Source organism: Bradyrhizobium ivorense, from assembly GCF_900696085.1.
GTDB classification, from domain to species: domain Bacteria; phylum Pseudomonadota; class Alphaproteobacteria; order Rhizobiales; family Xanthobacteraceae; genus Bradyrhizobium; species Bradyrhizobium ivorense.
The window spans coordinates 183,279-208,725 of the sequence record NZ_CAADFC020000012.1 but is presented as its reverse complement, the minus strand read 5'-3'; the positions used below and the strand labels follow the sequence as shown (position 1 = coordinate 208,725).

Below are 25,447 nucleotides of genomic sequence, written 5' to 3'. Positions count from 1 at the left end.
CGTACAGGAGCGCCGCAAATCCTTCCATCGGACGACTTGAAACCGATCAGTCGCTACCAGGGGCAACCATCGATGTTTAGACGAACTTCCGTTCATTACGGGCGCATGCCCGAACCGGTCACACCGTATCAGAAAGCAGCGCAGGTTTGGGACGAACGCATTGGATCGGCCCGCGTGCAGGCCAAGAACTGGCGCTTGATGGCGTTCGGCTGCCTGATGCTATCGGCCGGTCTCGCCGGTGGGTTGGTCTGGCAATCGAGCCGGGGCTCGATCACGCCCTGGGTGGTTGAAGTCGATCATCTCGGCCAGGCTCAAAGGGTTGCGCCGGCCAACATCGACTATCAGCCCACTGATGCGCAGATCGCCTACCATCTGGCACGCTTTATCGAGGACGTCAGAGGTCTACCGGCCGACGGCATCGTTCTGCGTCAGAACTGGCTCCGGGCCTATGATTTTACGACGGATCGCGGCGCCGCTGCGCTCAACGACTATGCGCGCAACAATGATCCCTTTGCCAAACTGGGGAAGGCGCAAATCTCCGTCGACGTCTCGAGCGTCATTCGCGCGTCGTCGGAAAGCTTTCGGGTCGCGTGGACAGAGCGCACCTACGACAACGGTTCGTTGAGTTCGACTGAGCGCTGGACTGCAATTCTCTCGATCGTGATCGAGACGCCGCGGGATGCCGAGCGCCTGCGCAAGAATCCCCTTGGCGTCTATGTCCGCGCCATCAACTGGTCAAAGGAGTTGAGTCAGTGACCCAGTCGCCGTCTGACGTTCATTCGAAGCATCCCTTCGGGCAAAGCAGGCTCAAATCGGCTTGGCCCGAGTTCGTGAGCTCGAAGCGGGCATTTCTGTCCGCTCTTCTGCTTTGCTCGGCGGCGCTTGGTGGGTGCACGACGTACATTCCGCCGGAGATCAGCTATGACGCTCAAGTTCCTCCGTTGCCGGCGCCTCCAGTGGCCCTCGACGACAGGTCGCGACCGCTTCACGTTCCACCGCTCTGGAAGCCGGCTCTCGGCGGCAAGTCGGGAGGGAAGGAAGACGCTGAACCCGTGAGCCGGGTTGAGACCGCAAACAGCGCAGCCCGGGTCGAACCGCGCAAGCGGGGGTATTTCAACGCTGCGCAAATCTACGCCTACAGTCCGGGAGCGCTCTATCAGATTTACGCCGCGCCGGGGCAGATTACGGATATCGCGCTCGAGGAAGGAGAGCAGTTGACGGGATCAGGGCCGATCGCGGCCGGAGATACCGTACGCTGGGTCGTGGGCGATACCGAGAGCGGGAGCGGCGACACACGACGCGTCCATATCCTGGTCAAGCCGACCCGAGCTTCGATCGAGACCAATCTTGTCGTCAATACTGACCGGCGCACGTACCTGATTGAGCTCCGCTCCCGCGAGCGGCCATACATGCCATCCGTTGCCTGGTACTATCCTGAAACGGTACGCGAACGGTCGCGTTCAGCTGCTGTGAAACCCGTTCTTCCGGATCCGGCGCAGCGTATCTTCCGCTATGCCATCGAAGGGGACAGTCCTCCCTGGCGGCCGCTCGCCGCATATGACGATGGCCGCAAGGTCTATGTCGAATTCCCGCATGGCATCGTGCAGGGCGAGATGCCTCCGCTCTTCGTCATCGGTCCAGACGGCAAGACCGAACTCGCCAACTATCGCGCTTACGGCAACGTATTGATCGTCGATCGACTTTTTGCGGCCGCCGAACTGCGGCTCGGCGGCGAGCACCAGCAGAAGGTCAGGATTGTCAGGACCGACGGGAGGCCGTCGTCATGAACAGCCGGAGTGGAAACGATCACGAGCAAGCAGATCCCCCGGAGACACAAGAGGAGCAGTCCAGAAGCTTCCGACTGAGAGCGGAGCATCCGCGCGTGACACGGTTGTCGAGGAAGGTTTTGGCTGGAGGGAGCGCGGTTGCCCTGCTTGTCATCGGCGGAGCAGTGTTGTGGTCGCTGCAGAACAATCGTCCCCGAAACCAGGCGGCCGATGAACTCTACAGCACTGACCATCACAATGTTGCCGACGGCCTTACGACGCTGCCGAAGGACTATGCTGGCGTTCCACGCCAGCCAATCCCGCAGCTTGGTCCGCCACTCCCTGGCGACCTCGGTCGGCCAATCCTTGCTGCCCAAGGCCAGTCGCCGGCGATCGGGGCTGATGCGGAACAGCAGCGCCGGGACCAGGAGACCGAGGCAGCCCGCATTAGCCATTTATTCGCTGCGACCAAGGGAGAAGGACGTCCGCCTGCCGCTCCGGCTGTTGGAGGTGACCGCGTCGCGTCGCCGAATTTAACGAGCGCTGGCGACGACGGATTTGCGCAGAACCGTCAAGACCGAAAGCTTGCCTTCGTGAACGCTTCTGTAGACCGTCGCACGGTCAGCCCTGACCGCATCACCAAGCCGGCTTCACCATATATCGTGCAGGCTGGGACGGTCATTCCGGCAGCCCTGATTACCGGGATCCGATCGGACCTGCCAGGCCAAATTACCGCGCAGGTCACCGAGAATGTTTTTGACACGCCGACCGGCCGCTTTCTGCTTGTGCCTCAGGGAGCGCGTCTGATCGGCACGTACGATAGTCAGGTTACTTTCGGCCAGTCCCGTGTCCTACTGGTCTGGACGCGGCTGATTATGCCGAATGGGCATTCTATCGTTCTCGAGCGGCAGCCTGGCGCTGATAGCGCTGGGTATGCGGGTCTGGAAGACCAAGTTGACAATCACTGGGCAGAGCTATTCAAGGCTGCGGCACTATCGACGTTTCTGGCGGTCGGGACCGAACTAGGGGCTGGCTCGGACACCAATAGCAACGACAGCGGCATCATCCAGGCGTTGCGACATGGCGCCTCCGACTCACTAAACCAAACCGGACAGCAGGTGGTTCGGCGCAGTCTCAATATCCAGCCCACTTTGACCGTGCGGCCTGGTTTCCCGGTTCGTGTTCTTGTCAATCGTGACCTTATAGTTACGCCGTATAGAGGGTGACAACATGCCAAAACTCAAAATAGGAGAGCTTCCAGACGACAAGCCGGTCAAAGTGAATACGGAGCTGCCGGCGGCCGTGCATCGTGATCTCATTGCATATGCAGAGGTCCTTTCGCTTCAAGGTGGTCAAGTCGTCGAACCGACTAAGCTTATCGCCCCCATGTTAGCGCGCTTTATGGCCACGGATCGAGGGTTTTCTAAACTGAAACGTCGAGGCGACGTACCGGTCGCTGGCGAAGGACGGTGATGCCCAAGGTTTCTCGAAGCTGTCGCTCGACGCTGAATAGTTGCGGTGCATAAACCTAGGCGCCGCCGAGTTTGGCCCCAACAGCTGACATATCGTGTCGGAAAGTGTGTTCCCACGTCTGCCCGAAAGAACTCCGGCAAAACCAGGTTTCTCCGTTCTCAAGTACGAGAGCGCTGGGCGTCGATGCGCAGCTATTCGGTCACCTTCAAGCGCGTTACACTACTCCGGCCATCCACGCTGATGGGTACGTCACCATCGATCGTGGCCCGACGTACGACACGATGCTGGTCGCCGTAATCGTTGACCGCGTAATGCTGTGTTGCGCGATTGTCCCATATCGCGATATCTCCCTCTAGCCAGTTCCAGCGCACAGTGTTTTCGGGCGCGGTGACGTGAGACTGGAACAGATCGAATAGCTTTTGTCCGTCGTACTTGGACACCCCAATAAAGTGCTTCACCAAGGCGCCGAGCACCAGCGCCCGCTCGCCTGTTTCGGGGTGGACGCGCACGACGGGATGCTCGGTCTCAAAAACCGTTCTGGTGAACACCTCGTCAAAGTGTCTCTTGTCGACCTCGCGGACGCGCGCGATTCCGGCGTAATCGAAAACGTTGCTGTGAACGGCCCATAGTTCCTCTGCAAGCCGCTGTAGCGGTGCCGGTAGATCAACATAAGCGGCCGCTGTGTTCGACCACACGGTGTCGCCTCCGAACGTTGGCATTACAACGGCTCGTAGGACCAAAGTTTTGGGATAGGCGTCGGCGAAGGTCCCATCCGCATGCCAAACATCGGCGCGACCGCCGCCGCGACTGGAGTCCAGTTCGAGGAGCGACGCCATCCCCTTGGTAGGACCGAGCATCGGATGGGGAACTAGCTTTCCAAGGCGAGCGGCAAAGCGCTCCTGCTCGGCGTCATCGAGATGTCCTTGATTGCGGAAGAAGATCACCTTGTGCTCAAGCAACAAGCTGTTAATCGCGGCGATCGTGTGGTCGGGTAGATCGCCCGATAGCTTGATATTTTTGACTTCGGCACCGATGCGCGCTGCGCGCTTCACAACATCGGTGCCTGAAATGACGTCACCGATCAAAGCCGTTGTGTTCATGTTGTTTTTCCAAGCCCCTCGGAGTGTATTCCTCGCCTCTCGGTAGCGAATGATCCAGCAAGCATCGTGCCGTGCGACGGACCCAGACCGAACATGTAGACTCACATGGGCGGCTAAACGGATCGCGATATTTGGCGCAAGCTATGAACCGATAGTTCGCCCGAGTGACGATAGAACTTGATCGCCAGACCACTCTCGTCGAAATGGTGAAGACCAAGCCGGACAGCAGGAGCGCGCCAACTCTTGTGATGACTCAACCGCTCGGAAGAATGCAATGCTTCTGCAAGATAGGTAATAATTCGTGATGGTCATGAATCATGTAATCGGGCCCTGCGGCGCGCAAGCGCGCTTCGGAAACAAATCCCCCCATGATTGATACGTTGATAAGACCGAGATTGCGGGCAATCTCCGTCTCAACTGGCATGTCACCCACGATGACGGTTCTTTGTGGGGATATATCATTGGCCTGCATATACAAGTGCAGACGTTCTTCCTTGTTCGCGCTCTTAAACTGGGTTGCGCGGCTCTCAAATGCCAAAATGTCCGTGACGTGAGTCTTGATTCCAAGTCTTCGCACTTGCGCGCGAATTGGTTCAACAATGTGATTGCTGACAATAACGGTGTGAACGGCTCTGTGATCAGCGGCGAGCAAAACATTTCGTGCCCCTTTGCGTAAGGCAGCATTGCGCGCCAATAATTCGTAGGTGTCGTGAAAAATGGCGCTGTCATTTCTCTCCACGACGTCGATTTCATCTTTCGACATGTCTAGGTTGCGGAAGAGAACCGAAAGAGGGAGTTCGAATTCCTCTCGAAGCCTGCGCATATCTACGGCTGCGCGACCGAAGCGGCTCAAAATTGCATTGATGGTTTGAAGCACCGCATTAGCATCATCGAGCAGCGTGCCATTCCAGTCGAACACAATCGCGGATTTCATGGGCGAACGAACCTAAGGCAAGTACCGCGGCGGTAAACGCGTTTGCGATCGGACAATTGCGGATCCGTATGTCTAGTATTGCGCCCGGTCAGGTACGCGCGGATCGCTGTTCTGTGTGGGACGGCGCGGACTAGGCAAGAAGAGCATGACCGGTTTTCCTCTGTATCTTTATCTTTGAAGCTGATCTTTGCTGGAGCAATGGTCGTGCCAACGCCGCAAGCGCGCAGTAAGCAGCAAACTGTGCTTTGGAAAATCGGAACCCGACGCGCGGTGTGCCGATCCTGACATGACCTTACGTCGCTGTCAGAAAACGGACCAAGATTTTTACGGTGGACCAGCCGCAGCATAGAGCTGGCGAGCGCCGGCGGATCTTGATTTTCGTCATTCGGCGGTTGGATCCCTCCCGCCCCAGCAATAAAATGCATGAGTAGTGAAGAGACTGGGCGTTTCTGTTTTATCTGACTACCCGGACAAAGTCCGAGGGTGGCGCTTTGGCAGCAGTCGTGGAGTGACTCGTCACCGACGCAGTCAAGGAAGTTGGGGAGCGGCAGGTCCGGTCGACGGCCGGGCTGCAATCGGTGCCGATCATGGTCGCCGTTAGACCACTTTTCCCGAGACGTGTTCAGGGTCGATCTTCTGAAAGAACTGAGCTTGTTACGTAACCAGTGTTCATGCAGCAGAGTTTAGGGGGCGCTCGGAAATCGCTACGAATGCGTCTCCTTCCGACCAGATCTGGTGGTGCTGATTTTGATCTTGGTCAGGTCACATTGCAGCTCGCCGGCTCGACATCTCAGCGAGCGCCGTTCTCGTCGGGAAATGCCGCAACGAAATCGCAATGAATTGGGTGAAACGACCGTGAACAAAACGGGACGGGAGTGGCCACCACACTAAGAAAGATCAATAAGTTAGAAGATGCTCACTGCGTTCGGGACGCAGGGGTCGCAGGTTCGAATCCTGCCACTCCGACCAGATTTCCTTACGTTTTTTGTTCTCATCGGTGGCTGTTCCCGAGTCAACCACCGATTTGACCACCGAAACATATCGCGCTTTTTGGCCAATGGCTGCTGCCGCCCCGTGCAAATGATCGGGATGGTGATGGCCATAGGTATCCTGCAGGACCTCCGGCGACATGCCGAGGAACCCGGCCGCCTCCCAAATCGGCACGCCGTGCTGCATCAGCCAGGTCGCCGCCGTGTGGCGCAACGTGTGCGGAGTGACTTTCCCGGACAGCTTGGCCAGATCCACGGCAGATTTGAAGCCTTTTCTGACGGAAGCGACCGGCTTGCCATTGAATTCGACGAAGCAGGTGCTGATCAGCTTCCGGTCTTTCCAACGACGCATATGAGCCAGTAGCCGGGGTGGAAGCGGGGTGGCGTCTGACGCTTCTTGGTGGCTCGCTTCCCGATCGGCCTGCGGCAGAAGATACCACGCTCGAGGTCAACGTACGAGTGCCCAAGCTCGCGGTATGGCGATGCCGCCGCGATCGCGCCGGCTCTCGTGCCGGGGTAGAGGCCGATCAGGATAAATCTGGCCATGTGTCGCAACGGTCGGCGGTCCGTTCGTACCGGGTCGCCCTATTGAGCTGCCAGTGTGGATCGTCTGCTTTCGCGATAGCGCCAACATTGCCAAATCAAGGCTGCCGCTTCCGGACGTGTCAGCCACCGGTCGCGTGCCTCGCCTTTCGGCGGGAGGGATACGCGAACCGTGCCACGGTGCGCCCATCATTCGCAGATCAAAGCCGGCGGGAAACATCCGTGCGGCATTCTGGACTCCGGGAGCAACAACACTGGAGAAGAGGGCAGGCGCGCCGCGGCTGGTCCCGAAAGTCCGCGTCACAATCCGCGTAGGAACCGGTCGCCGAGCGCGACCGTTCCGTCGGTGTAGCCCGTACCCAGCGTCGTGCGGTTTCGGTGTCCGAATGCGAAGCCAGCCAGGCCGTCAGCAGCATGCGCCTGAGCATCACGAACGCAGGCAGCATGGCCTCGTCGTCGCGCGAGACCGGTGCGACGGTCCGGTATCCCGCAAGCCACGCCTCCTGGAGCAGGTCCATCACCGGCTCGTGCTCGATGAAGCTGACCGCTGCGGCGAAGTCATAGAAGAACCACGAGAAGCCGCAATCGTCGAAGTCGATGATGCCGAGCCGGTCGCCTTCGACGAGCAGGTTGGCGAGGCGGAGATCGGCGTGAATGAGGCCAAACCGCTGCTCGCTCCGTCCGTAAGCCTCGACGCGCCGTTCAAGTTCGTCGGCGACCCTCTGCAGCAGCCCGCGGCCATCGTCGCGCAGGCCAAGACCGGCGCGCCAGTCACCCCATAGTGGCTGGCGGCCCAGCATGGCATCGAAATCCCACTCCTTGCGCTGGAACGTCGATGGCATTGTCCATCGGCGGCTGTGCGCGTGAAGCCGTGCGCTGGTCGCGCCGAGCTTGCCGAACCAGGTGGCCAGATCGTCCGAGGCGTCAGGCTCCTTGCCGCTGAGGAATTCGAATGCAACGACGTGTCGTGTCGCGCCACTCAGGGGAATGGGGCACAACAGGTGTCCCTCCCGATCGGCGACCGGGCGCGGCGTCACCACCACGTCGTCTGCGATTACGGCGTCGATCCAGGCGAGCTCGGACGCAATCTCGTCCGGCGAGTGATAGCCGGGCCGCTGCACGCGCAACACGAGTTTTTGCCGAGCGACCGGATCCTGCGCGAGAAAGGTGGTGTTCTCGGAATGGCTGAGAAAGGCGAGCGTCGATTGCGATGATAGTCCCCAGCGCGGCAGGTTCGCGGCGAGAGAGGCCTGCATGCTCTCGATGAGGCCGGGAGTCATCATCGCCGCCAACCGACCGTCTCGGGGCGCGCGAGGTCAAGAAGGCTCGCGATGACGCGATCGGGAACGACGTCCGCAACCGCATTGAAAGGGACATCGCTGGCGAGCAGGATCGACCGCATGCCGGCGGCCTTTCCTGCTGCGATATCGGTGCCGACCTGGTCGCCGACCATGACGGTCTCATGCCGGGCGGTACCGAGATGCGCCAGCGCCTGTTCGATCAGGAACGGTTGCGGCTTGCCTAGCACGATCGGCCTGGCATTGGGCACGGCCGCCGCAACCGCGGCCGTGATCACGCCGACGCAGGGATCGTAGCCGTCATGAACCGGCGTCAGGACATCGGGATTGGTGGCGATGACGGTTGCGCCGGCGAGTGCGGCCCTGACCGCGGTGCGCAGCTTGGCATAGTCGAGCGCGGCATCAAATCCGAGCACGACAATCTTGGGCTTGACGGCGGTCAGATGATAGCCACCGTCCTCGATCGCCTCGAGCAGCGGTCGCTCGCCGATCGCAAACACGGGCGTGGCGCGCGGCCAGCGCCGTTCGAGCAGGGACGTGACCGCCGAAATCGTCGTGAAGACCTGTGACGGCTCGGCCGGAATGCCGATGCGGCTCAGCTTGGCCGCAAATTGCGCGGCGGATTTCGTCGAATTGTTGGTGACGAACGCATAGGGCAGGCCCCGCTCGCTCCATCCGCGAAATGCCTTGACGGAGTCTTCGATCGGGGTGTCGCCGCGATAGGCGACGCCGTCGAGATCCGAGATGATGCCGCGAATGGGATGGTCGGCCGGAGCAACACGCTGTTCCAATGCTGGGATTCCGTTCAGTTCCGCGAGCGTGATCATATGGTTGCCGGCATGGCCTTGCTGCTCTGTGCGTCCATGATTTGTGTGCTGCGCACTGGAGAGGCGTCCTTGCCTTGCCGTTGTGCGCCATGCTTCCGGGAGCGGAAAATCTCCATGCGCGACTGCGGCGCCCCGGGAGTGTCAGCAACGGAATCGTGGAGCAGCAGGAATCGGGCGATTGCGGCCTTTGGTCTAGGCTTTGCAGGCGTGAAAGCCACGATTTGTGCAAGACGATCGAAACGGCTGAGTGCCTTGCGGCCTCGAGAGCAGTTTCAGCGTTGCCGAAATCATCGAGGGATTACCATATGATCAACCGCAGAGACTTGATGTTAGGGGGACTGGCCGGAACCGCGGCATTCGGTTTCGGGCGGGTCAATCCCGACTTTCTTGTGAATTCCGCCTTTGCCGCCGAAGGCAAGACACTGCGCTTTCTGGGCGCGGAAGCGCTGACCGGCAACTGGGACCCGACCACCCATACCAATCTCGGCCAGCTCATCGTCGAGGGCTTCGTGTTCGGCTATCTGACGCGGGCGCCGATGCGACCGGACAAGCCGGATGAACTGATCTTCGAGCTGGCTGAATCGATGAAACCCATCGACAGCTACACGATGGAAGTGAAGCTCAGGAAGGGCGTCAAATTTCATGACGGCACCCCGTTCACGGCCGCCGACGTCAAGGCGACCTATGAATATGGCTGCCAGCCCGATCGTCCGGCGCAGTGGTACCCCGGTCTCGTCACCGTCGACGTCGTCGACGACTATACCTGCCACATCAACACCAAGGCGCAGGGCTATCCGGCGACGCTCTACTACTACCTGTCGTCCTTCTTGCCGATCATGTCGGCCAAGGACGTTGCCAACAAGGCGCAGCTGTCGGCGCGCATGAACGGTACGGGCCCCTACAAATATGTTGAGCAGAAAGGCGACACCACCGTTCTCGCCGCCAATCCCGACTTCTTCCTCGGCGCAGCGAAGATCCCGGGCGTCGAGTATCACTTCGTCGGTGACACCACGACGCGCACGCTGTCGCTGTTGAACGGCGAGGCCGACATCATCGAGCGGCTCGAACAGGAGCAGGTCGAGACCATCTCGAAGGATGCCCGCTTCAGCATCCACAAGGCGGTTTCGGTCGAGAACAAATACCTGTTCTTCCGCTGCTCGAAGAAGCCGTTCGACGATCCGCGCATTCGCCTCGCCGCATGCTATTCGATCGACCGCAAGCAGGTGCTCGACGTGCTCGGCGTCTCCGGCACCTACTCAAAGGCGCACATCTCGCCGGTCAAGTTCGGCTACGCCGAGGTGGCCGACTATCCTGAATTCGATCCGGACAAGGCGCAGAAGCTGCTCGCGGAGGCCGGCTTCCCCAAAGGCCAGGGCCTGCCCGAGCTCACCTATTACACGTCGGTCGGCTTCTATCCGAAGACGAAGGAATATGCCGAGTTGATTACCGGCATGCTCCAGGAGCAAGGGTTCAAGGTCAATCTGCAGACGCTCGAAGTCGCGGCGTGGGGTAATTTGCTTTACGACAAGCCCGGCGGCGGTGAGGGCAATATGATCGACTGCGGCTGGTGCACCGGTTCGCCCGAGCCGGATCTCGTCCTGCGCACCCACTTCCACTCCTCCTCCAAGCGCATCACTGGCATCGTCGACAAGGACATCGACGCGGTGCTGGACAAAGAGCGCAACGCCACGACAATCGAGGAGCGCAAGAAGATCCTGCAGACCGAGACGCTGCCGACCATCGCCAAGAAGGCCCCGGCGCTCGCGTTGTTCACCTCGGTTTTCATCCATGCCTACAGCAAGAAGTTGGATGGTCTGTACATCTATCCGAACGGCATGCAGGACATGACCAAGGCAACACTGGCATGATGATTGCTCGGCAGGCCGGGTACGCCCCAGCCTGCCGGTTCGCGAACGCAGGCTGGGGTGGTCGGGCCTAGTCTCATGAATCGCAGGGGTAGCTCTTCTCGATGTTGATCCTGGAATTTCTGGTCAAGCGGATCGCGCAGGGCATCCTGATCGTCTTCATCACGTCGTTGATCATCTTCACGCTGCTGCGCGTGGTGCCGGGCGATCCCGTGCGCTTGATCGTCGGCGGCATGGCGCCGGCCGACGTGGTCGAGAAGGTCGCGACCAAGATGGGGCTGCGCGACCCCATCATCGTGCAGTATGGTCGCTACATGCGCGGGCTGGTACAGGGCGATCTCGGGCAATCCTATTTGCGGCCGCGCAGCGGCATGATCGCGACCGGCGGGCAGTATATCGACCCGACCAAGTCGGACATGGCGCCGGTGATCGATCTCATCCTCGAACGCCTGCCGTTCACGCTGCAACTGGGCGGCATGGCGCTCGTGTTCGCGCTGCTGCTGTCGTTCCCGATCGGCATCGCAGGCGGACTGCACCAGCATCGCTGGCAGAACGCGCTGGCGTTCGGGGTGCAGTCGCTGTTCGTCTCGATTCCGAATTTCTGGCTCGCGATCGTTCTGATCCTGTTCCTGTCGGTGAAGCTGAAGCTGCTGCCGGCACTCGGCTATCAGGGGTTTTCCTATGTCATCCTGCCGGCCTTCGTGCTGGCGGTGGAGATCGCCCCCTTCATCATCCGCACGCTGACGACCTCGCTCGGCGAGGTCATGCAAGCGCCGTTCATCGATGAGGCGCGGGTGCGCGGCCTGTCGCGCCGCCGCATCGTCTATTCGCACGCTCTGCGCAACGCGGCGGTGCCGCTGGTCAACCTGCTCGGGATCCAGCTTTCGACGCTGATCGGCGGCGTGCTCGTGATCGAATACATTTTCGATTATCCGGGCCTCGGCAATCTGACCGTCGTCTCCGTCGTCGGGCGTGACTTTCCGGTCATCCAGGGCATCGCCATCACGACCAGCGCCGTCTTTGTCTTCATCAATATCATTGTGGATTTGGTCGCTTATCTGATCGATCCCCGCGTGGAGATCTGATCATGACGGCCACCACGATCATCGCCGAGGAGCCCGCCTTGCCGGCGGCCCGGATCCGTTCGGTTAACCGCCGCATCATGGCCGCGGCCTGGCGCATGCCGAGCTTCAAGATCGGCTTCTTCATCTTCATGGCGCTGCTGCTGGCCTCGGCCATCTATCCCGAGGTGTCCTCGGTCAGTGCGACCAAGATGGTGGTGAAGGACAAGTTCATGTCGCCGGTCTTTCTGGGCGACAAATGGACCTGGGATCATCTGCTGGGCACCGACCAGCTCGGCCGCGACATGCTGATGCGCAGCCTGATCGGCCTGCGCTATTCGCTGCTGGTCGGCGTCGTCACGGTCCTGCTCATCTTCGTCATCGGCTGCGGTCTGGGCCTGTTCGCAGGCTTCAAGGGCAAATGGTGGGACACCGTCATCATGCGGATCACAGATGCACAATTGTCGATCCCGATGATCATCCTGGCGATCACCATTCTCGGCGTGTCGCGGCCGACGGTGCCGACCATCATCATCGTGCTGGCGCTGTCCGGCTGGCCGCTCTATGCGCGCGTGGCGCGCAGTGCAGCCGTCACCGAGCGCGGTAAGGAATATGTCCGCGGCCTGCGCGTGCTCGGCGCCGGGGACTGGCGGATCCTGTTTCTGTTCGCTGCGCCGAACATCCTGCCGCCGATCGCATTCGTCGCCGTGCTCGACGTCGCCCGCATGATGATCTTCGAGGCGATCCTCGGCTTCCTGGGGCTCGGCATCCAGCCGCCGACGCCGAGCTTCGGCAGCATCATCGCCGACTCTCGCAAATATCTGATCAATGCCTGGTGGATCGCGACCACGCCGGGCGTGTTCCTGGCCATCGCCCTCACCTCGATCAACCTGATGGGGTCGGCGCTCGAGAAGGCGCGCAACCGGATCTATGGAGGTCTCTGAGATGGATCTCTCGCTCATTCTGGAGGTCGACGACCTCACGGTCGGTGCTGCGGCGCCGGGCGCCGCGCCGATACTCGATCGCGTCTCCTTCCGCCTCAACACGTCGGAGATCTTCGGCATCTATGGCGAAAGCGGCGCCGGAAAGACCGTGCTCAGCCGCGCATTGGCGAACTGGTTGCCGGAAAGCCTGGAATATCGTTCCGGACGGGTCACGTTTGCCGGCCATGATATTCTCGGCGCCGGGGCGCGCGAGGTGCGGATCGGCCGCGACATCGCCTATATCGGCTCCAAGCCGCAAAGCTCGCTCGACCCGACGGTGCCGGTCGGGACCCAGATCGCAGAGAAGCTGCACAGCGTCAGGCCCGAATGGAATCCGCGCGAATGCCGCGAGCGGGTGGTGCAGCTGCTCGGCGAGGTCCGAATTCCATCGCCGAAAGAGCGCTATTGGGATTACCCCGCAAAATTCTCCGGCGGCATGATGCAGCGCGCGATGATCGTGGACGCGATCTGCGCCGAGCCCGCCGTTTTGATTGCCGACAACGTTACCCAGCCGCTCGATGTCACCATCGCGGCACAGATCGTGGCGCTGCTGCACGATCTGTGCCTGCGCCACAGGATGGCGACGATCTACCTGTCGTCTTCCTTGCCCACGCTGGGCCAGTTCGGCGACCGCGCGGCGGTGCTCCATCAGGGCCGGTTCGTCGAGCAGCAGGCGTTTGCCGATCTGCTCGCCTCGCCGCAGACCGACTACACGCGCAGGGCCATTGCCAGCGTGCCGCGCATGTGGGCGACCACGGAGGGCCCGCCGGCCCGCCGCAAGGCGCAAGATGAAGTGCCCCTGATGAAGGTCGAGGACGTTGTCCGGACTTATCGCGCGCGCAAGCGGGGGACGTTCAATACCTACAGCAACGTGCAGGCGGTGCGCGGCGTAACGCTCGACATCATGCCGTGCGAGAATTTCGGCATCGTCGGGGAATCCGGCTGCGGCAAGTCGACCCTCACGCGCCTGCTGGCCTGGCTGGAGGTTCCCGACAACGGCAGCATCGTTCTCAACGGCACGTCGCTCGGGACGTTGTCGCCGCGCGAGCTGATCCGCACCCGCAGCGAATTCCAGCTGCTGCTGCAGGATCCGTACAACGCGCTGCCGCCGCGCACCACCGTCGGCCGGATGATCGAGGAGAGCCTGCTGATCCGCGGCAATGTCACCCGCGCGGACCTGCGCAGCCGGGTTATGGCGGCGATGGCCGAGGTCGGTCTTGCCGCTGAGCTCTATGACCAGCTCCCGAACGCACTCTCCACCGGCGAGCGCCAGCGCATCTCGATCGCACGGGCGCTGATCCTCGATCCCAAGCTGCTGATCCTCGATGAAACCTTGTCTGCGCTGGATCAGCGCGAGCAGTCAAGGCTGATCGACCTGTTCTCGAAGCTACAGGAGAAGAACGACCTCACCTACGTCTTCATCTCCCACGATCTCGCGATGGTACGCAGGGTCTGCACGCGCATCGCGGTGATGTATCTCGGTGAGATGGTCGAGATCGCCGACAACCGCGAGCTGTTCTTCGATCCCCAGCATCCCTACACCAAGGCATTGCTCTCGGCCGCCCCCACGCTGGAGGAGAAGCCGTTCAACCCGGCAGACTTCCTGCTGGAGGGCGAGCCGCCGAGCCCGATCGATATCCCGGCGGGATGCAGCTTTGCCTCGCGCTGCCCGAAGGCGTTCGGCCGCTGCCGGCTGGAGACGCCAAAGCTGGTCGAACACACGCCGGGGCGCTTCGCCGCCTGCCACCTGCTCGACGGCGAAGAGGCGCAGGCTGCGGCCTGAGCGCTCAGGGCCGTGGCTTGAACGGCCAATCCATCGCGAACGAGCGCATGTCTTCCAGCGCCTTGGTCACCTGCAGCACGCCGAGATCGTCGAAGCGGTGGCCGATCACCTGGACGCCGATCGGCAGATGGCGGGAATCGAATGCCATGCAGACGGTGGAGGCGGGCTGGCAGGTCTGGTTGAACATGGCGGTGAACAAGGTGTGCGCGAGCGGCATCTCACGCGACACGCCGGGCTCCTCGGCCGGGAAATTCACCACCGGCAGCGTCGGGGCGATGACATAGTCCCAGCCCTCGAAGGCCGCGAGCAGCGCCGCCTTCATCTTGGCGATCTGGCCCAGCGACCGGTAGAGGTCGGCGCCCGAATGTTTCGCCCCGCCGAGGCACCATGCGCGAACGTAGGGATTGATGTCGCGTGCGGTGTCGCCATGCGGCGGCAGCGATGCATATTCGAGATAGCCGCGCACCTGGAGGAACAGGTCGATCGGCGCGTAGGCGTCGTCGATGAGCGGAGAGGTGAACGGCTCGACGGTCGCGCCGGCGCTGGCAAGCAGCTTTCCGGCGGCTTCGACTGCGCTGCGAACCGCAGGCTCTGCCTTCATGCCGAAGCCCATGTCGGTGAGGAGGCCGATCTTCAGTCCCTTCACGTCGCGCTTCAGATGCTCCTGATAGCGCACGCCATCGGCGGGCAGGCTCCAGGTGTCGCGCTCGTCCTGCCGCGTCAGCACGGTCAGGAGGCGCGCGATATCATCCACGCTGCGGCCCATCGGGCCTGCCATGCGCATGGTGTCGGCCGGCAAATGCGGCACACGGCCATGGGTGGGCTTCAGTCCGGCCAGTCCGCAATGGGCGGCGGGAAGGCGGACCGAGCCCGCGATATCGGTGCCGACGGAAACATAGCCGGCGCCGGCGGCGACGGAGGCGCCCGCGCCGGCCGACGAGCCGCCGGTGTTCCATGCGAGCCCCCAGGGGTTGCGGGTAACGCCGTGCAGAGAGCTGATGCCCGACGCCATCAGGCCGCAATCCGGCATCGTGGTCTTGGCAAAGATCACCGCGCCGGCCTCGCGGAGCGCAATCGCCGGTGGCGAATCATAGTTTGAGGGCGGCAGCGCGCGGTTGGCGCCGATGCCGTGAAAATAGGGCCAGCCGATCATGGCGACGCTGTCCTTGACCGTCATGGGGACGCCGTCGAGCGGACCCAGCGCGGCTCCCGCCTTCCATCGGGCTTCCGAGCCTTGCGCGCTTGCCATGGCTTGCTCCGGACGGAAGCAGAACAGGGCATTGATCGCGGGATTGATCGCCTCGGCATGGCCGAGGACGGTTCGCAGCACCTCCACCGGCGACAATGCGCGCGATGCGTAGGCCTCCGTCAGCCCCGCAAGGCTCATCCCGATCAGTTCCGCAGCAGACATCTTGGCCTCGACAAATCGCGTTCTGGATCAGTCACCGGATAGCGAAAGTCGCCCCTGTCGGGGTAGTGCCGCTGCCGCAAGGGCACGATTTGGTGGAGTGCGAGGCATCCCTTTTGCATCTGTCTTGATCGAATTTGTCTTGATCGAATTTGTCATCAAACCGGGAGGCCCGCGACCAGCGGGCCGAACGACACCCGCGAGAGATCAGACTCGCCATGAGCCAATCTGGAACGCAAGCCGCCGCGGTTCGGAACTACATCGCCGGGCTCCCGGGATGGGGAACGGGCGATATCGTGATTGAGCCAGCCATTCCGGTCCTCGCCTCGCCAAGCTGGCGCGGGGTCGACGGCGCTCCCTGGCGCGCCATCAGGAAGGGAAGCGGCGAAAGCATCTTCATCAAGAGCATGGATGTGGATGCCGAGCTCTATATCGACGTTGCCTGCGCCTTCGAGGCGGCCCGGCGCGCATCCGATCTCGGCATCGGTCCCAAGGTGCTTGCGGCGGACCCGGACGCGGGACTTCTGGTCATGGAGGACCTCAACCGGGGCTGGCGGGTCGGCACCTTGGAGCGGATGCTGGAGCCGAAGATCGTCGACGCGGTCATCGCGGCGCGGCGTTTGTTCCAGACAGGGGCGCCGCTGCCGCGGCGCGTGGGAGTGTTCGACGAGATCGAGCACTTCTACGAGGCGGCGAAGGCGGCGAAGGCGCAATTGCCCTCGGATGCGGAATGGCTGGTCAAGGAGCTGCGCTTTGCGGCCGATGCCTTCCGGAACCTCGACATCAAGCCGGTGCCGATCCATGGCGACGGCAATGTCTCGAACATCCTGATCAGCGACGCCGGCGAGGTTCGCCTGATCGATTGGGACCGCGCCACAACGGCGGACCCGCTGGAGGATCTCGGCAGCTTCCTCGTCGAAGCCTTCGCGCAGGAGCCGGAGGCGCGCGACGCCTTCAGCCGCAACGTCGGCGGATTCGACGAGCGCGCATTCAGCCGCGCCCGCATCTACGGCGTGGCGGATGATCTGCGCTGGGGCCTGATCGGCGCCGTACTCGCCGCGCGGTCGGCGCGCAACACCTTTGAGTTCTACAAGTTCGCCTGCTGGCGCTTCGTGCGTTGCCGCATGACGGTCCGGGAGGCGCGCTTTGGCGAGATGCTTCGGAGGGTCGCATGACTGTCCGCAGGAAGCTCGGCGAGGGAGCGACAGTCCACGAGCGCAATGTCGAGGCGGCGATCGCCCGCGTGCCGCAATGGCACGGCAAGGGGGCGGCCTATACCCCGCTGGTCGGCGGCCTCATGAATCAGAACTGGCTGGTCGAGATATCGGGCGATGGACGGCGCTACTTCATCAAGGTGCCCGGCGAGGGCTCGGAGATGTTTATCGATCGCGTGACCGCCAACGAGGCTGCGCGCAATGCCCACGCCATGGGCGTTGCGCCCGAGGTGATCTTTTTCGACGCCGCGGACGGGCTCGAGATCAGCGAGTTCCTCGAGGGCTATCGCGCCTGCACCAATGCCGATTTCGGCGATGCCGCCATCCAGGCCGACGTTCTCGATCTTTACCGCCGCCTGCATGCCGGCCCGAAGCTCGGCCAGACCAAGACCATCTTCGACATGATCGAGGAACATATCGAGCAGGCCAGGGAGCTCGGCGCGCATTTCCCGCAGGACATGTCATGGCTGATGCATCGCTACAATCAGGCAAAGTCGGCGTTCCTGGCGTCGGGTCTCGATCTCGTGCCGTGCTTCAACGATCCGATGCCAGGCAATTTCCTGATCTCTGCGGAATCAGGCGCCCCAAAGCCGATGAAGCTGATCGACTACGAGTTCGCATCCAACAACGAACGCAGCTATGAGCTGGGCGTCCTGTTCGCCGAGATGTTCTTCGACGAGCATCTGACGGAGGCCCTGATCGAGCAATATCTGGGCGAGGTGCGGCCGCAGATGGTCGCGCGCGTCATCCTCAACCGGGCGCTCGCCGACATGAAATGGGCGTCATGGGCGGTCGTGAATCGGAAGCTCAAGGACTGGGACTTCGACTATCAGAAGTACGGGGTCTGGAAATACATGCGCGCCCGTGACGTGATGTACGATCCCCGCTGGGATGGCTGGTTGCGGCTCGTCTGAGCCGCGCCGCAGGACGGCTTCCGCAGTTATTGATTGAGGATCGTGAGCGCCTGCTCGAGCAGGCTGTTGTTCGCGGCCGCGATGACCCGGCCATCGGAGTCCGGCGACAGCGGTCGCCCCTGCCAGTCGCGAACGATGCCGCCGGCGCCCTCGACCACCGGAATCAGCGCCATGAAGTCGAACGCCTTGAGGGAGGTTTCGACCACGAGATCGCAGTGGCCGGATGCGAGCAGACCATATTGGTAGCAGTCGCCGCCAAATCGCCGGAACATGGCTTTCTGGCTCAGCGCGTCGTAGCGGGCCCAGTCGCCCGGCGTGAAGAAGTCCGGCGATGACGTGTAGATCTGCGCGTCTTCCAGTCGCGTCGTGCGGCTTACTTTTGCCTGCTTGCCGTTGAAGGTGGTGCCTTGCCGGGTGCCGTACCACCGCTCCGCCAGCGCGGGCATATCGATCATGCCGGCGGCGACCGAGCCGTCTTTCTCGTCGGCGAGCGCGACGAGCGTGCCGAACAGCGGCATGCCGGAGATGAAGCTCTTGGTTCCGTCGATCGGATCGAGATACCAGGTGTAGCGGTCCCCGGCAGTCGATCCCATCTCCTCGCCGAGGATGCCGTGATCGGGGAAGCGCGCGCCGATCAGTCGCCGCAGCTCCATCTCGATCGCACGATCGGCGATCGTGACCGGCGTCAGGTCCTGCTTGCGTTCGAAATCGACGCTGGAGCGGAAGTGCGTCACGGCGATCCTGCCGGCGACGTTGGCAAGTTCGTTGAAGAACGAAGCGAGCTCGCTTGCGGATAACCTGTCTTGAATGTCGTCCAATGATCGCTCCGGGCGGGAGGCGCGCCTACGTCGCGAGACGCTCGACGCCTTGCGTTGGGATGGGGCGCTACGCCGTCTCGTGGACCGGCTGCTTGTCGATCTCCCAATAGCGGGAGCCGTATCCGTTGCGCGGCGCCACCCGGGCAGCAGGGCTCTTTGGCTGCGGCGAGCGCGCGCTCGCGGCCGGCTGCGGCGCCGCCACCGGCGCCTGGCGAACGTCGCGCGGCGCCACCTTGAAGTGCCGGCTGAAGCAGCGCGAGAAATGCGACACGTTCTTGAAGCCGACCTCGTAGGCGACCTCCGAGACGGTCCGCCGGCCCTTCGGGTCGGCGACCAGGATTTCATACGCCCGCTGCAGCCGCTTGGTCTGGACGAACTGGCTGACGGTGGTCTCGTTGTCGTTGAACAGGCTGTAGAGATAGCTGAGCGAGATGCGGCTCGAAGCCGCGATCTTCTTTGGCGAGAGCGACTGGTCGCCGAGATGGCTCTCGATGAAGTCGACGATGCGGCGGCGCAGGTGATAGCGCGCGTTGCGTACATCGGTTGCCGCGCCGCGATCCTCCGATCCGATCGTCAGCGCGACGAAGCTGATCATTTCGGTCGCGAGCGCCTGGGGGTTCGGCGGCGGCGAGGCGACGAACAGCTCGGCCACGCTGCGGATCATGCCCGCGAGCAGGTGCGTCATCTGTTCGTTCGGCTTGAAGCGCCGGCTGATGTGATCTTCAACCGAGACCAGCCGGCCGCGCAGCTCGGCGGCCGGAATGCGCAGCATCAGGAAGCGCGCGGTCTTGTCGGACGACAACTCGTAGAAGGCGAGCTCGCTGAGCAGGACATATTCGCCGGGACGGGCGATCCCGATGCGGCTGTCCTGGCTGAATGCGACGCATCCGGTCAGGGGAAACACCAGCACATAGGCGGCATCGTGGATGCAGGCGACGCGCTCCCAGTTACGGGCAAAGGCGTGATCCGGCCCGATCAGCTCGAGATCGAGGCGTCCGATCCGGGTCCGCCAATCCTGCGTGGGACCAGGGCCCTTCTCATTGCCGGCGTGAAGGCCAGTGTGGTCCTCGCGGGAAGCAACAGATGTCAGGCGTGCCATGGCTGGGCCTTTCTCAGAGTTGCGCAACGATGATCTCCGTTCCGGCCGCACGGAGAGCGGTTGCCAGGGCTCCCTCTGGTTGCCGATCGGTAACCAGACGATCGATATCGGTCCAATGTGCGAAGACGGTAAGCGCACGCTGGTCGAACTTGCTGTGATCGGCCACCAGGATGGCCTCCGCGGCGCGCTTGGCCATCGCGCCATAGATGGCGCCGGCCTCGTCGTCGGCATCGTTCGCACCGCGCGCGCTGATCCCGGTTGCGCTCACGATGGCGCGGTTGGCCTCATAGCTGTTGATGTTCGCGATCGTCTGCGTGCCGAACACATAGCCTTCGTTGGGGTGATAGCGGCCGGGACAGCAGAGCACGCGGATCGACGGATTGACGGCCAGCGCCGCCGCGATCGCGTAATCATGGGTGATCACGGTGATATCGTGCGCGCGCGAAGCCAGCCGTCTTGCAATGTGAAACGTGGTCGCGCCGGCGCCGAGCATCAGCACCTCGTTCGGCAGGATGAGGTCGGCGATCACCGCGGCCATCGCCTCGCGCTCGGCGATCATGATCGCCTTGCGATCGGTCAGCGCCGGCTCGAGCGCGAAGGGACGGGACGCCCCGCCATAGGTGCGGTTGATGAGCTTCTGCTCCTGAAGCTCCATCAGATCGCGCCGGATGGTCTCGCCGGACACGCCGAGCACGGCGGCGAGCTCGGAAGCCCGCAGCGTCGGCGCGGCGGTGAGTTGCGAGATGATGTGCTTGTGGCGCGCGAGCTTCGAGAGGCGGTCGCCGTCGGCCTTTCGTGGCCGCTTGTCGGCCGCAGCAGGGGCGTCACTCGTCATTCCGCTGTCTCTCCGGCTGCAAACCTCTCCAGCGTCCGCGTCATGATCGTTCCCCAAGCGATGTTGTGAGTCCACACCAATCATGTGGCATATTCCCCATTTTTTGGGCGCCGCGCTGCCTATGCTTTTCGCAAAGGGATCACGTCGATCGCATAAGGTACTGAAACATATGGAATACGTTTTTGAAATGCGGGGCGCATGCCTGACGTTCTGATGTCTTGTGCCTGCAAGCCGCTTTTCAATTGTGGGAATTCGCACATGGATCCAAGGTCGTAGCGGAACGGCTGGGGCATGATCGCTGCAGAGGACGGCTTTGGTCCGCGCAGGCCGCGGGCCAAAGGGAAGGCGGGCGATGCAGCAGGAAAAAGAGATTCTGGCGTTGAACGCCTTCGATCAGAGCCGGGTGTCGTCAATCGACCCAGAGCTCGGCGAGGCGGTGCAACGGCGCCTGCGTTCGTTCGGAAAGGCCTCGGTGCTGTTCTATCAGGAGCCGATCCGGATGGCGCGCGCCGAAGGCGTCTATATGTTCGACGTCGATGGCCGGCGCTATCTTGACCTCTACAACAACGTCCCGTCGGTCGGACATTCGCATCCGCGCGTCGTCGAAGCGATCAGCCGTCAGGCCGGCCTGCTCAGCACGCACACACGCTATCTCAACGATGTCGTCGATGGCTACGCCGAGCGTCTGCTGGCGACGTTTCCGCGCGGGATCGATCATCTGGTGCTGACGTGCACCGGCAGCGAGGCGAATGACCTTGCGCTGCGGGTTGCGAAAGTGGCAACCGGGGGGACGGGCTTCATCGTCACGGAGACCGCCTATCACGGCAACAGCGCCGCCGTGACCGATGTCTCGCCGTCCTCGCGTCCCGGTCAGCTGCTGCCGCCCCACGTGCGGGCCGTTCCGGCACCAGAGATGTACCGCAATCCCGTCGGCGATCCTGGCCAGCGCTTCGCCGACAGCGTTGCCGCAGCGATCACCGATCTCGAGCGAAACGGCTTCGGCTTTGCCGCGCTGCTGGTGGACACGATCTTTTCGAGCGACGGCATCTATGCCGACCCTGCCGGCTTCCTGGCGCCCACCGTGAAGCTCGTCCACGAACGTCAGGGACTGTTCATCGCCGACGAGGTGCAGCCCGGCTTCGGACGAACCGGGGCGGCGATGTGGGGCTTCGCGCGTCATGGCGTCGTCCCCGACATCGTCACGATGGGCAAGCCCATGGGCAACGGCTTTCCGATGGGTGGCGTTGCCATGCGCGCCGCGCTGCTCGATCGCTTTGCCGCGGAGGTGAAATACTTCAATACGTTCGGTGGCAACCCGGTGGCCGCGGCCGCAGGCCTTGCCGTGCTCGAGGTCATCGCGGAAGAGGGCCTGCTGCAGAATGCGCGCGAGGCCGGACGTCACCTGATGGATGGATTGCGCGAGATCGGCAATCGCCACGTGACGATCGGAGACGTTCGTGGTGCTGGCCTGTTCATCGGGCTCGAGCTGGTGCGCGACCGCGACAGCAAGGAGCCCGCTGCCGAGCTCGCGAGCCTGCTGATCAACCGCCTGCGCCAGCGCGGCATCCTGGTCGGTGCAGCGGGTCCGTTCGGCAGTACGCTCAAGATTCGTCCGCCGCTGTGCTTCGGCAAGGACCACGCCGACATATTCATCACCGCTTGCGACGAGGAGTTGCGCGAGATCGCCGCGTCCTGACGCGATCGCCGATAGCTCGCGATGCCACGGAAGCCGAAGATTTGAAGATCATGGATGCAACAAGCGTAAGAACCGCCGCCGAGGCCAAGGCTCTTGTCGAGGAGCGGGGCCTCTCCCACGTCAAGCTCGGCATCGTCGATCTCGACGGCGTCATTCGCGGAAAATATCTCGCGCGCGACAAGTTCGTCGGTGCGCTGGAGGCCGGCTTCAGCTTCTGCGACATCGTGTTCGGCTGGGACTCCAACGACCAGATGTACGACAATGGTGCGTTCACCGGCTGGCATACGGCCTTTCCCGACGCGACCGCGCGCATCGATCCTTCGACCTGCCGCAATGTGCCGACCGAAGGGAACATGCTGTTCTTCCTCGGCGAGTTCGAGGGCACCGCGGCTGCGCTGTGTCCGCGCCGGCTGCTGCGCCGCGTCATCGATCGCGCCGAGGGAATGGGGTTCTCGCCGTCCGTGGCCGCAGAGTTCGAGTTCTTCGTATTCGACGAGACGCCGCACAGCGTGCGCGAGAAGGGCTTTCGCGGCCTGAGGAATCTCACGCCGGGCTGGTTCGGCTATTCCATGCTGCGCGCCTCCGTCGAGTCCGAATTTCATCGCTCGCTGCTCAAGCTCTGCAACGAGATGGACATGCCGGTCGAAGGCCTGCACACCGAGACCGGACCCGGCGTGCTGGAGGCCGCAATCCAATACACCGATGCGCTTGCCGCCGCCGACCGCGCAGTCCTGTTCAAGACCTTCTCCAAGGTCTGGGCCGAGCGTCAGGGCAAGATGCTCACCTTCATGGCCAAGTGGTCGAACACCTATCCCGGGCAATCCGGGCATCTGCATCTGTCGCTGCGCGACCGGGACGGAAAGCCGGTGTTTTACCAGGGCGGCAGGCCCGGCGACATGTCCGACATCATGCGCTGGTTCGTCGGCGGCCAGCAGGCGCTGCTTCCGGAGCTGCTCGCGATGGTCGCCTCGACCGTGAACAGCTACTCGCGCCTGATCCCCGGCTTCTGGGCGCCGACCGACGCGACCTGGGGAATCGAAAACCGCACCTGCGCGCTGCGCGTGATTCCCGGCAAGCCGTCGAGCCAGCGCGTCGAGTACCGCGTCGCTGCCGCCGACATCAATCCGTATCTGGCGATCGCGGCTGCGCTCGGGTCGGGCCTCTGGGGAATCGAGCACAGGATCGAACCGGACGAACCGATCACCGGCAATGCCTATGAGCGCAAGCATCCGCCCGAGCGCGCGTTTCCGCGCACGCTGTCGGAGGCGGCCGACCGGCTGGTCGCCTCGCAGGCGGCCCGCAACCTGTTCGGTGACGTCTTCGTCGATCACTACGCCATGACGCGGCAGTGGGAGGAGCGCGAGTTCCGCAAGGCCATCACCGACTGGGAGCTCGCACGCTACTTCGAAATCATCTGAGACGGATCCACCCCTCCAGAACGAGTGACATCACGTGAACGATATCGTCTGCATTTCGCCGGTCGACGGCAGCGAGGTTGCCCGGCGGCCGGTCGCAACGGGTGCTGAGGTCGCAGCCGCTCTCGCACAAGCGCGGAAGGCGCAGCTGGAATGGTCGAGGGTGCCGCTCGCCGAGCGCAAGGCCATGATGCTCGCGTTCCTGCACGAGATGCGGGCGCAGAACGACGAGATCGTTCCGGAGCTCGCGATGCAGATGGGCAGGCCGGTGCGCTATGGCGGCGAACTGCGCAGCCTGGAGGAGCGCGTCCGCGCGCTGGTCGAGCTCAGCGATGAGGCGCTGGCGCCGATCGTGCCGACCGAGCGCCCCGGCTTCCGCCGCATGATCAAGCGTGTCCCTGCGGGCATCGTGCTGGTGATCGCGCCCTGGAACTATCCCTATCTCACGGCGGCCAACACCATCGTGCCGGCGCTGCTGGCCGGTAACGCCGTGATCCTGAAGCACGCCGCGCAGACCCTGCTGGTCGGCGAGCGCTTCCAGGCGGCACTGGACCGGGTCGGCCTGCCCGAGGGGTTGTTCAGGACGCTCACGCTCGACCATGTCGTGACCAGGGAGCTGATCGCATCGCGCTCGGTCGATCATGTGAACTTCACCGGCTCGGTCGCCGGCGGCCGGGCGGTCGAGCGAGCGGCCGCCGGGACATTCATCAGCCTTGGGCTGGAGCTCGGCGGCAAGGATCCGGCCTATGTGCGGCCGGATGCCGATTTCGATTTCGCGGTCGAGCAGCTCGTGGACGGCGCGTTCTACAATTCCGGCCAGTGTTGCTGTGGCATCGAGCGGGTTTACGTGCATGAGCGGATCTATGACTCCTTTGTGGAGGCCTTTGCCGGCCTGACCGCGCGCTACCGGCTCGGCAACCCGCTGTCGCAGGACACGACGCTCGGGCCGATGGCGGCGACGCGCTTTGCCGATACCGTCCGCGCCCATATCGGCGAGGCCGTGGCAAAGGGCGCGCGGCCTCTGATCGATCCGGCTCGCTTCCCGGCGGACAAGATCGGTACAGCCTATCTGATGCCTCAGGTCCTGGTCGGCGTCGATCACTCCATGCAGATGATGATGGAGGAGAGCTTCGGGCCCGCGGTCGGCCTCATGAAGGTCGCCTCGGATCAGGAGGCGGTTGCCTTGATGAACGACAGTCCGTATGGCCTGACCGCATCGGTCTGGACCGAGGACGCTGCCGCAGCCGAACGCATCGGCGACGGCATCGCGACAGGTACCGTGTTCATGAACCGCTGCGACTATGTCGATCCCGCCCTGGCGTGGACCGGCGTCAAGGACACCGGACGTGGTGTCGGCATGTCGCGCCTCGGCTTCGAGGCGCTCACCCGCCCCAAATCATTCCACCTTCGCATCGAGCACTGAGAG

The 25,447-nt window shown here is 62.9% G+C and carries 22 protein-coding genes; 13 read left to right on the top strand and 9 right to left on the bottom strand.

What is annotated here, in order from left to right:
* Nucleotides 1-72: 72 nt before the first annotated feature.
* From trbF to CI41S_RS17590, 4 genes are read left to right on the top strand one after another with little or no spacing between them, the layout of a single operon-like run.
* On the top strand, nt 73-756 hold the full coding sequence (gene trbF, locus CI41S_RS17605) for a conjugal transfer protein TrbF (protein ID WP_139860838.1): 684 nt from the start codon (nt 73-75) through the stop codon (nt 754-756).
* On the top strand, nt 753-1,787 hold the full coding sequence (gene trbG, locus CI41S_RS17600) for a P-type conjugative transfer protein TrbG (protein ID WP_172628086.1): 1,035 nt from the start codon (nt 753-755) through the stop codon (nt 1,785-1,787). The genes trbF and trbG overlap by 4 nt, the downstream gene beginning before the upstream one ends.
* The gene (locus tag CI41S_RS17595; protein ID WP_139860818.1) at nt 1,784-2,992 is read left to right on the top strand and encodes a TraB/TrbI/VirB10 family type IV secretion system protein; all 1,209 of its coding nucleotides are present in this window, start codon (nt 1,784-1,786) and stop codon (nt 2,990-2,992) included. Before trbG ends, CI41S_RS17595 begins: the two co-directional genes overlap by 4 nt.
* A 4-nt stretch (nt 2,993-2,996) precedes the next feature.
* The gene (locus CI41S_RS17590; protein WP_139487258.1) at nt 2,997-3,239 is read left to right on the top strand and encodes a DUF2274 domain-containing protein; all 243 of its coding nucleotides are present in this window, start codon (nt 2,997-2,999) and stop codon (nt 3,237-3,239) included.
* Between the two features lie 191 nt (nt 3,240-3,430).
* Here the strand turns inward: CI41S_RS17590 and CI41S_RS17585 are convergent, their stop codons facing one another.
* The 5 genes from CI41S_RS17585 to CI41S_RS17565 form a co-directional block, all read right to left on the bottom strand.
* The gene (locus CI41S_RS17585; protein WP_139487259.1) at nt 3,431-4,339 is read right to left on the bottom strand and encodes a TauD/TfdA dioxygenase family protein; all 909 of its coding nucleotides are present in this window, start codon (nt 4,337-4,339) and stop codon (nt 3,431-3,433) included.
* Nucleotides 4,340-4,592: 253 nt separating this feature from the next.
* Nucleotides 4,593-5,273, bottom strand: coding sequence for an HAD family hydrolase (locus CI41S_RS17580; RefSeq protein WP_139487260.1), 681 nt, complete (start codon nt 5,271-5,273; stop codon nt 4,593-4,595).
* An 897-nt stretch (nt 5,274-6,170) separates the two neighbouring features.
* Nucleotides 6,171-6,614: a tyrosine-type recombinase/integrase gene (locus CI41S_RS45165; RefSeq protein WP_347339255.1), complete on the bottom strand. Its 444-nt coding sequence runs from the start codon at nt 6,612-6,614 to the stop codon at nt 6,171-6,173.
* 391 nt (nt 6,615-7,005) lie between these two features.
* The gene (locus CI41S_RS17570; RefSeq protein WP_244626577.1) at nt 7,006-8,088 is read right to left on the bottom strand and encodes a phosphotransferase enzyme family protein; all 1,083 of its coding nucleotides are present in this window, start codon (nt 8,086-8,088) and stop codon (nt 7,006-7,008) included.
* On the bottom strand, nt 8,085-8,894 hold the full coding sequence (locus tag CI41S_RS17565) for an HAD-IIA family hydrolase (RefSeq protein ID WP_244626571.1): 810 nt from the start codon (nt 8,892-8,894) through the stop codon (nt 8,085-8,087). The genes CI41S_RS17570 and CI41S_RS17565 overlap by 4 nt, the downstream gene beginning before the upstream one ends.
* Before the next feature lie 341 nt (nt 8,895-9,235).
* Between CI41S_RS17565 and CI41S_RS17560 the strand changes: the two genes are divergently transcribed.
* The 4 genes from CI41S_RS17560 (at nt 9,236) to CI41S_RS17545 (ending at nt 14,622) form a co-directional block, all read left to right on the top strand.
* Complete coding sequence (locus CI41S_RS17560) at nt 9,236-10,798, top strand: ABC transporter substrate-binding protein (RefSeq protein WP_139860816.1); 1,563 nt, start codon at nt 9,236-9,238, stop codon at nt 10,796-10,798.
* 101 nt (nt 10,799-10,899) lie between these two features.
* Nucleotides 10,900-11,880 carry an ABC transporter permease gene (locus tag CI41S_RS17555; RefSeq protein ID WP_139860815.1) on the top strand — a complete coding sequence of 327 codons (981 nt, stop codon included), beginning with the start codon at nt 10,900-10,902 and terminating at the stop codon, nt 11,878-11,880.
* A gap of 2 nt (nt 11,881-11,882) precedes the next feature.
* Nucleotides 11,883-12,800: an ABC transporter permease gene (locus tag CI41S_RS17550; RefSeq protein WP_139487265.1), complete on the top strand. Its 918-nt coding sequence runs from the start codon at nt 11,883-11,885 to the stop codon at nt 12,798-12,800.
* Nucleotide 12,801: 1 nt separating this feature from the next.
* A complete protein-coding gene (locus CI41S_RS17545) occupies nt 12,802-14,622 on the top strand; it encodes an ABC transporter ATP-binding protein (RefSeq protein ID WP_172628085.1) in 1,821 nt (606 codons plus the stop codon).
* 4 nt (nt 14,623-14,626) lie between these two features.
* On the opposite strand, the gene CI41S_RS17540 is transcribed toward CI41S_RS17545, so the two are convergent.
* Complete coding sequence (locus CI41S_RS17540; protein ID WP_139860813.1) at nt 14,627-16,033, bottom strand: amidase; 1,407 nt, start codon at nt 16,031-16,033, stop codon at nt 14,627-14,629.
* Nucleotides 16,034-16,326: 293 nt separating this feature from the next.
* Here CI41S_RS17540 and CI41S_RS17535 point away from each other — a divergent pair, with 293 nt between their 5' ends.
* On the top strand, nt 16,327-17,205 hold the full coding sequence (locus CI41S_RS17535; RefSeq protein WP_139860812.1) for a phosphotransferase family protein: 879 nt from the start codon (nt 16,327-16,329) through the stop codon (nt 17,203-17,205).
* Entirely contained in the window at nt 17,202-18,158 is a 957-nt protein-coding gene (locus CI41S_RS17530) for a choline/ethanolamine kinase family protein (protein WP_139487268.1), read from the top strand. The genes CI41S_RS17535 and CI41S_RS17530 overlap by 4 nt, the downstream gene beginning before the upstream one ends.
* Nucleotides 18,159-18,184: 26 nt before the next feature.
* Here the strand turns inward: CI41S_RS17530 and CI41S_RS17525 are convergent, their stop codons facing one another.
* From CI41S_RS17525 to CI41S_RS17515, 3 genes are all read right to left on the bottom strand, one after another.
* Nucleotides 18,185-18,976, bottom strand: a complete 792-nt coding sequence (locus CI41S_RS17525; protein WP_139487269.1) for an inositol monophosphatase family protein — start codon at nt 18,974-18,976, stop codon at nt 18,185-18,187.
* 67 nt (nt 18,977-19,043) lie between these two features.
* Nucleotides 19,044-20,075: a helix-turn-helix domain-containing protein gene (locus tag CI41S_RS17520; RefSeq protein ID WP_139487270.1), complete on the bottom strand. Its 1,032-nt coding sequence runs from the start codon at nt 20,073-20,075 to the stop codon at nt 19,044-19,046.
* Nucleotides 20,076-20,088: 13 nt separating this feature from the next.
* Nucleotides 20,089-20,910, bottom strand: coding sequence for a DeoR/GlpR family DNA-binding transcription regulator (locus tag CI41S_RS17515; RefSeq protein ID WP_139487271.1), 822 nt, complete (start codon nt 20,908-20,910; stop codon nt 20,089-20,091).
* A 352-nt stretch (nt 20,911-21,262) separates the two neighbouring features.
* Between CI41S_RS17515 and CI41S_RS17510 the strand changes: the two genes are divergently transcribed.
* From CI41S_RS17510 to CI41S_RS17500, 3 genes are read left to right on the top strand one after another with little or no spacing between them, the layout of a single operon-like run.
* The gene (locus CI41S_RS17510; protein ID WP_139860810.1) at nt 21,263-22,606 is read left to right on the top strand and encodes an aspartate aminotransferase family protein; all 1,344 of its coding nucleotides are present in this window, start codon (nt 21,263-21,265) and stop codon (nt 22,604-22,606) included.
* Between the two features lie 50 nt (nt 22,607-22,656).
* Nucleotides 22,657-24,024: a glutamine synthetase family protein gene (locus tag CI41S_RS17505; RefSeq protein ID WP_139860808.1), complete on the top strand. Its 1,368-nt coding sequence runs from the start codon at nt 22,657-22,659 to the stop codon at nt 24,022-24,024.
* A 34-nt stretch (nt 24,025-24,058) separates the two neighbouring features.
* Nucleotides 24,059-25,444 carry an aldehyde dehydrogenase family protein gene (locus CI41S_RS17500; RefSeq protein ID WP_139487273.1) on the top strand — a complete coding sequence of 462 codons (1,386 nt, stop codon included), beginning with the start codon at nt 24,059-24,061 and terminating at the stop codon, nt 25,442-25,444.
* The last annotated feature ends 3 nt before the right edge of the window (nt 25,445-25,447 follow it).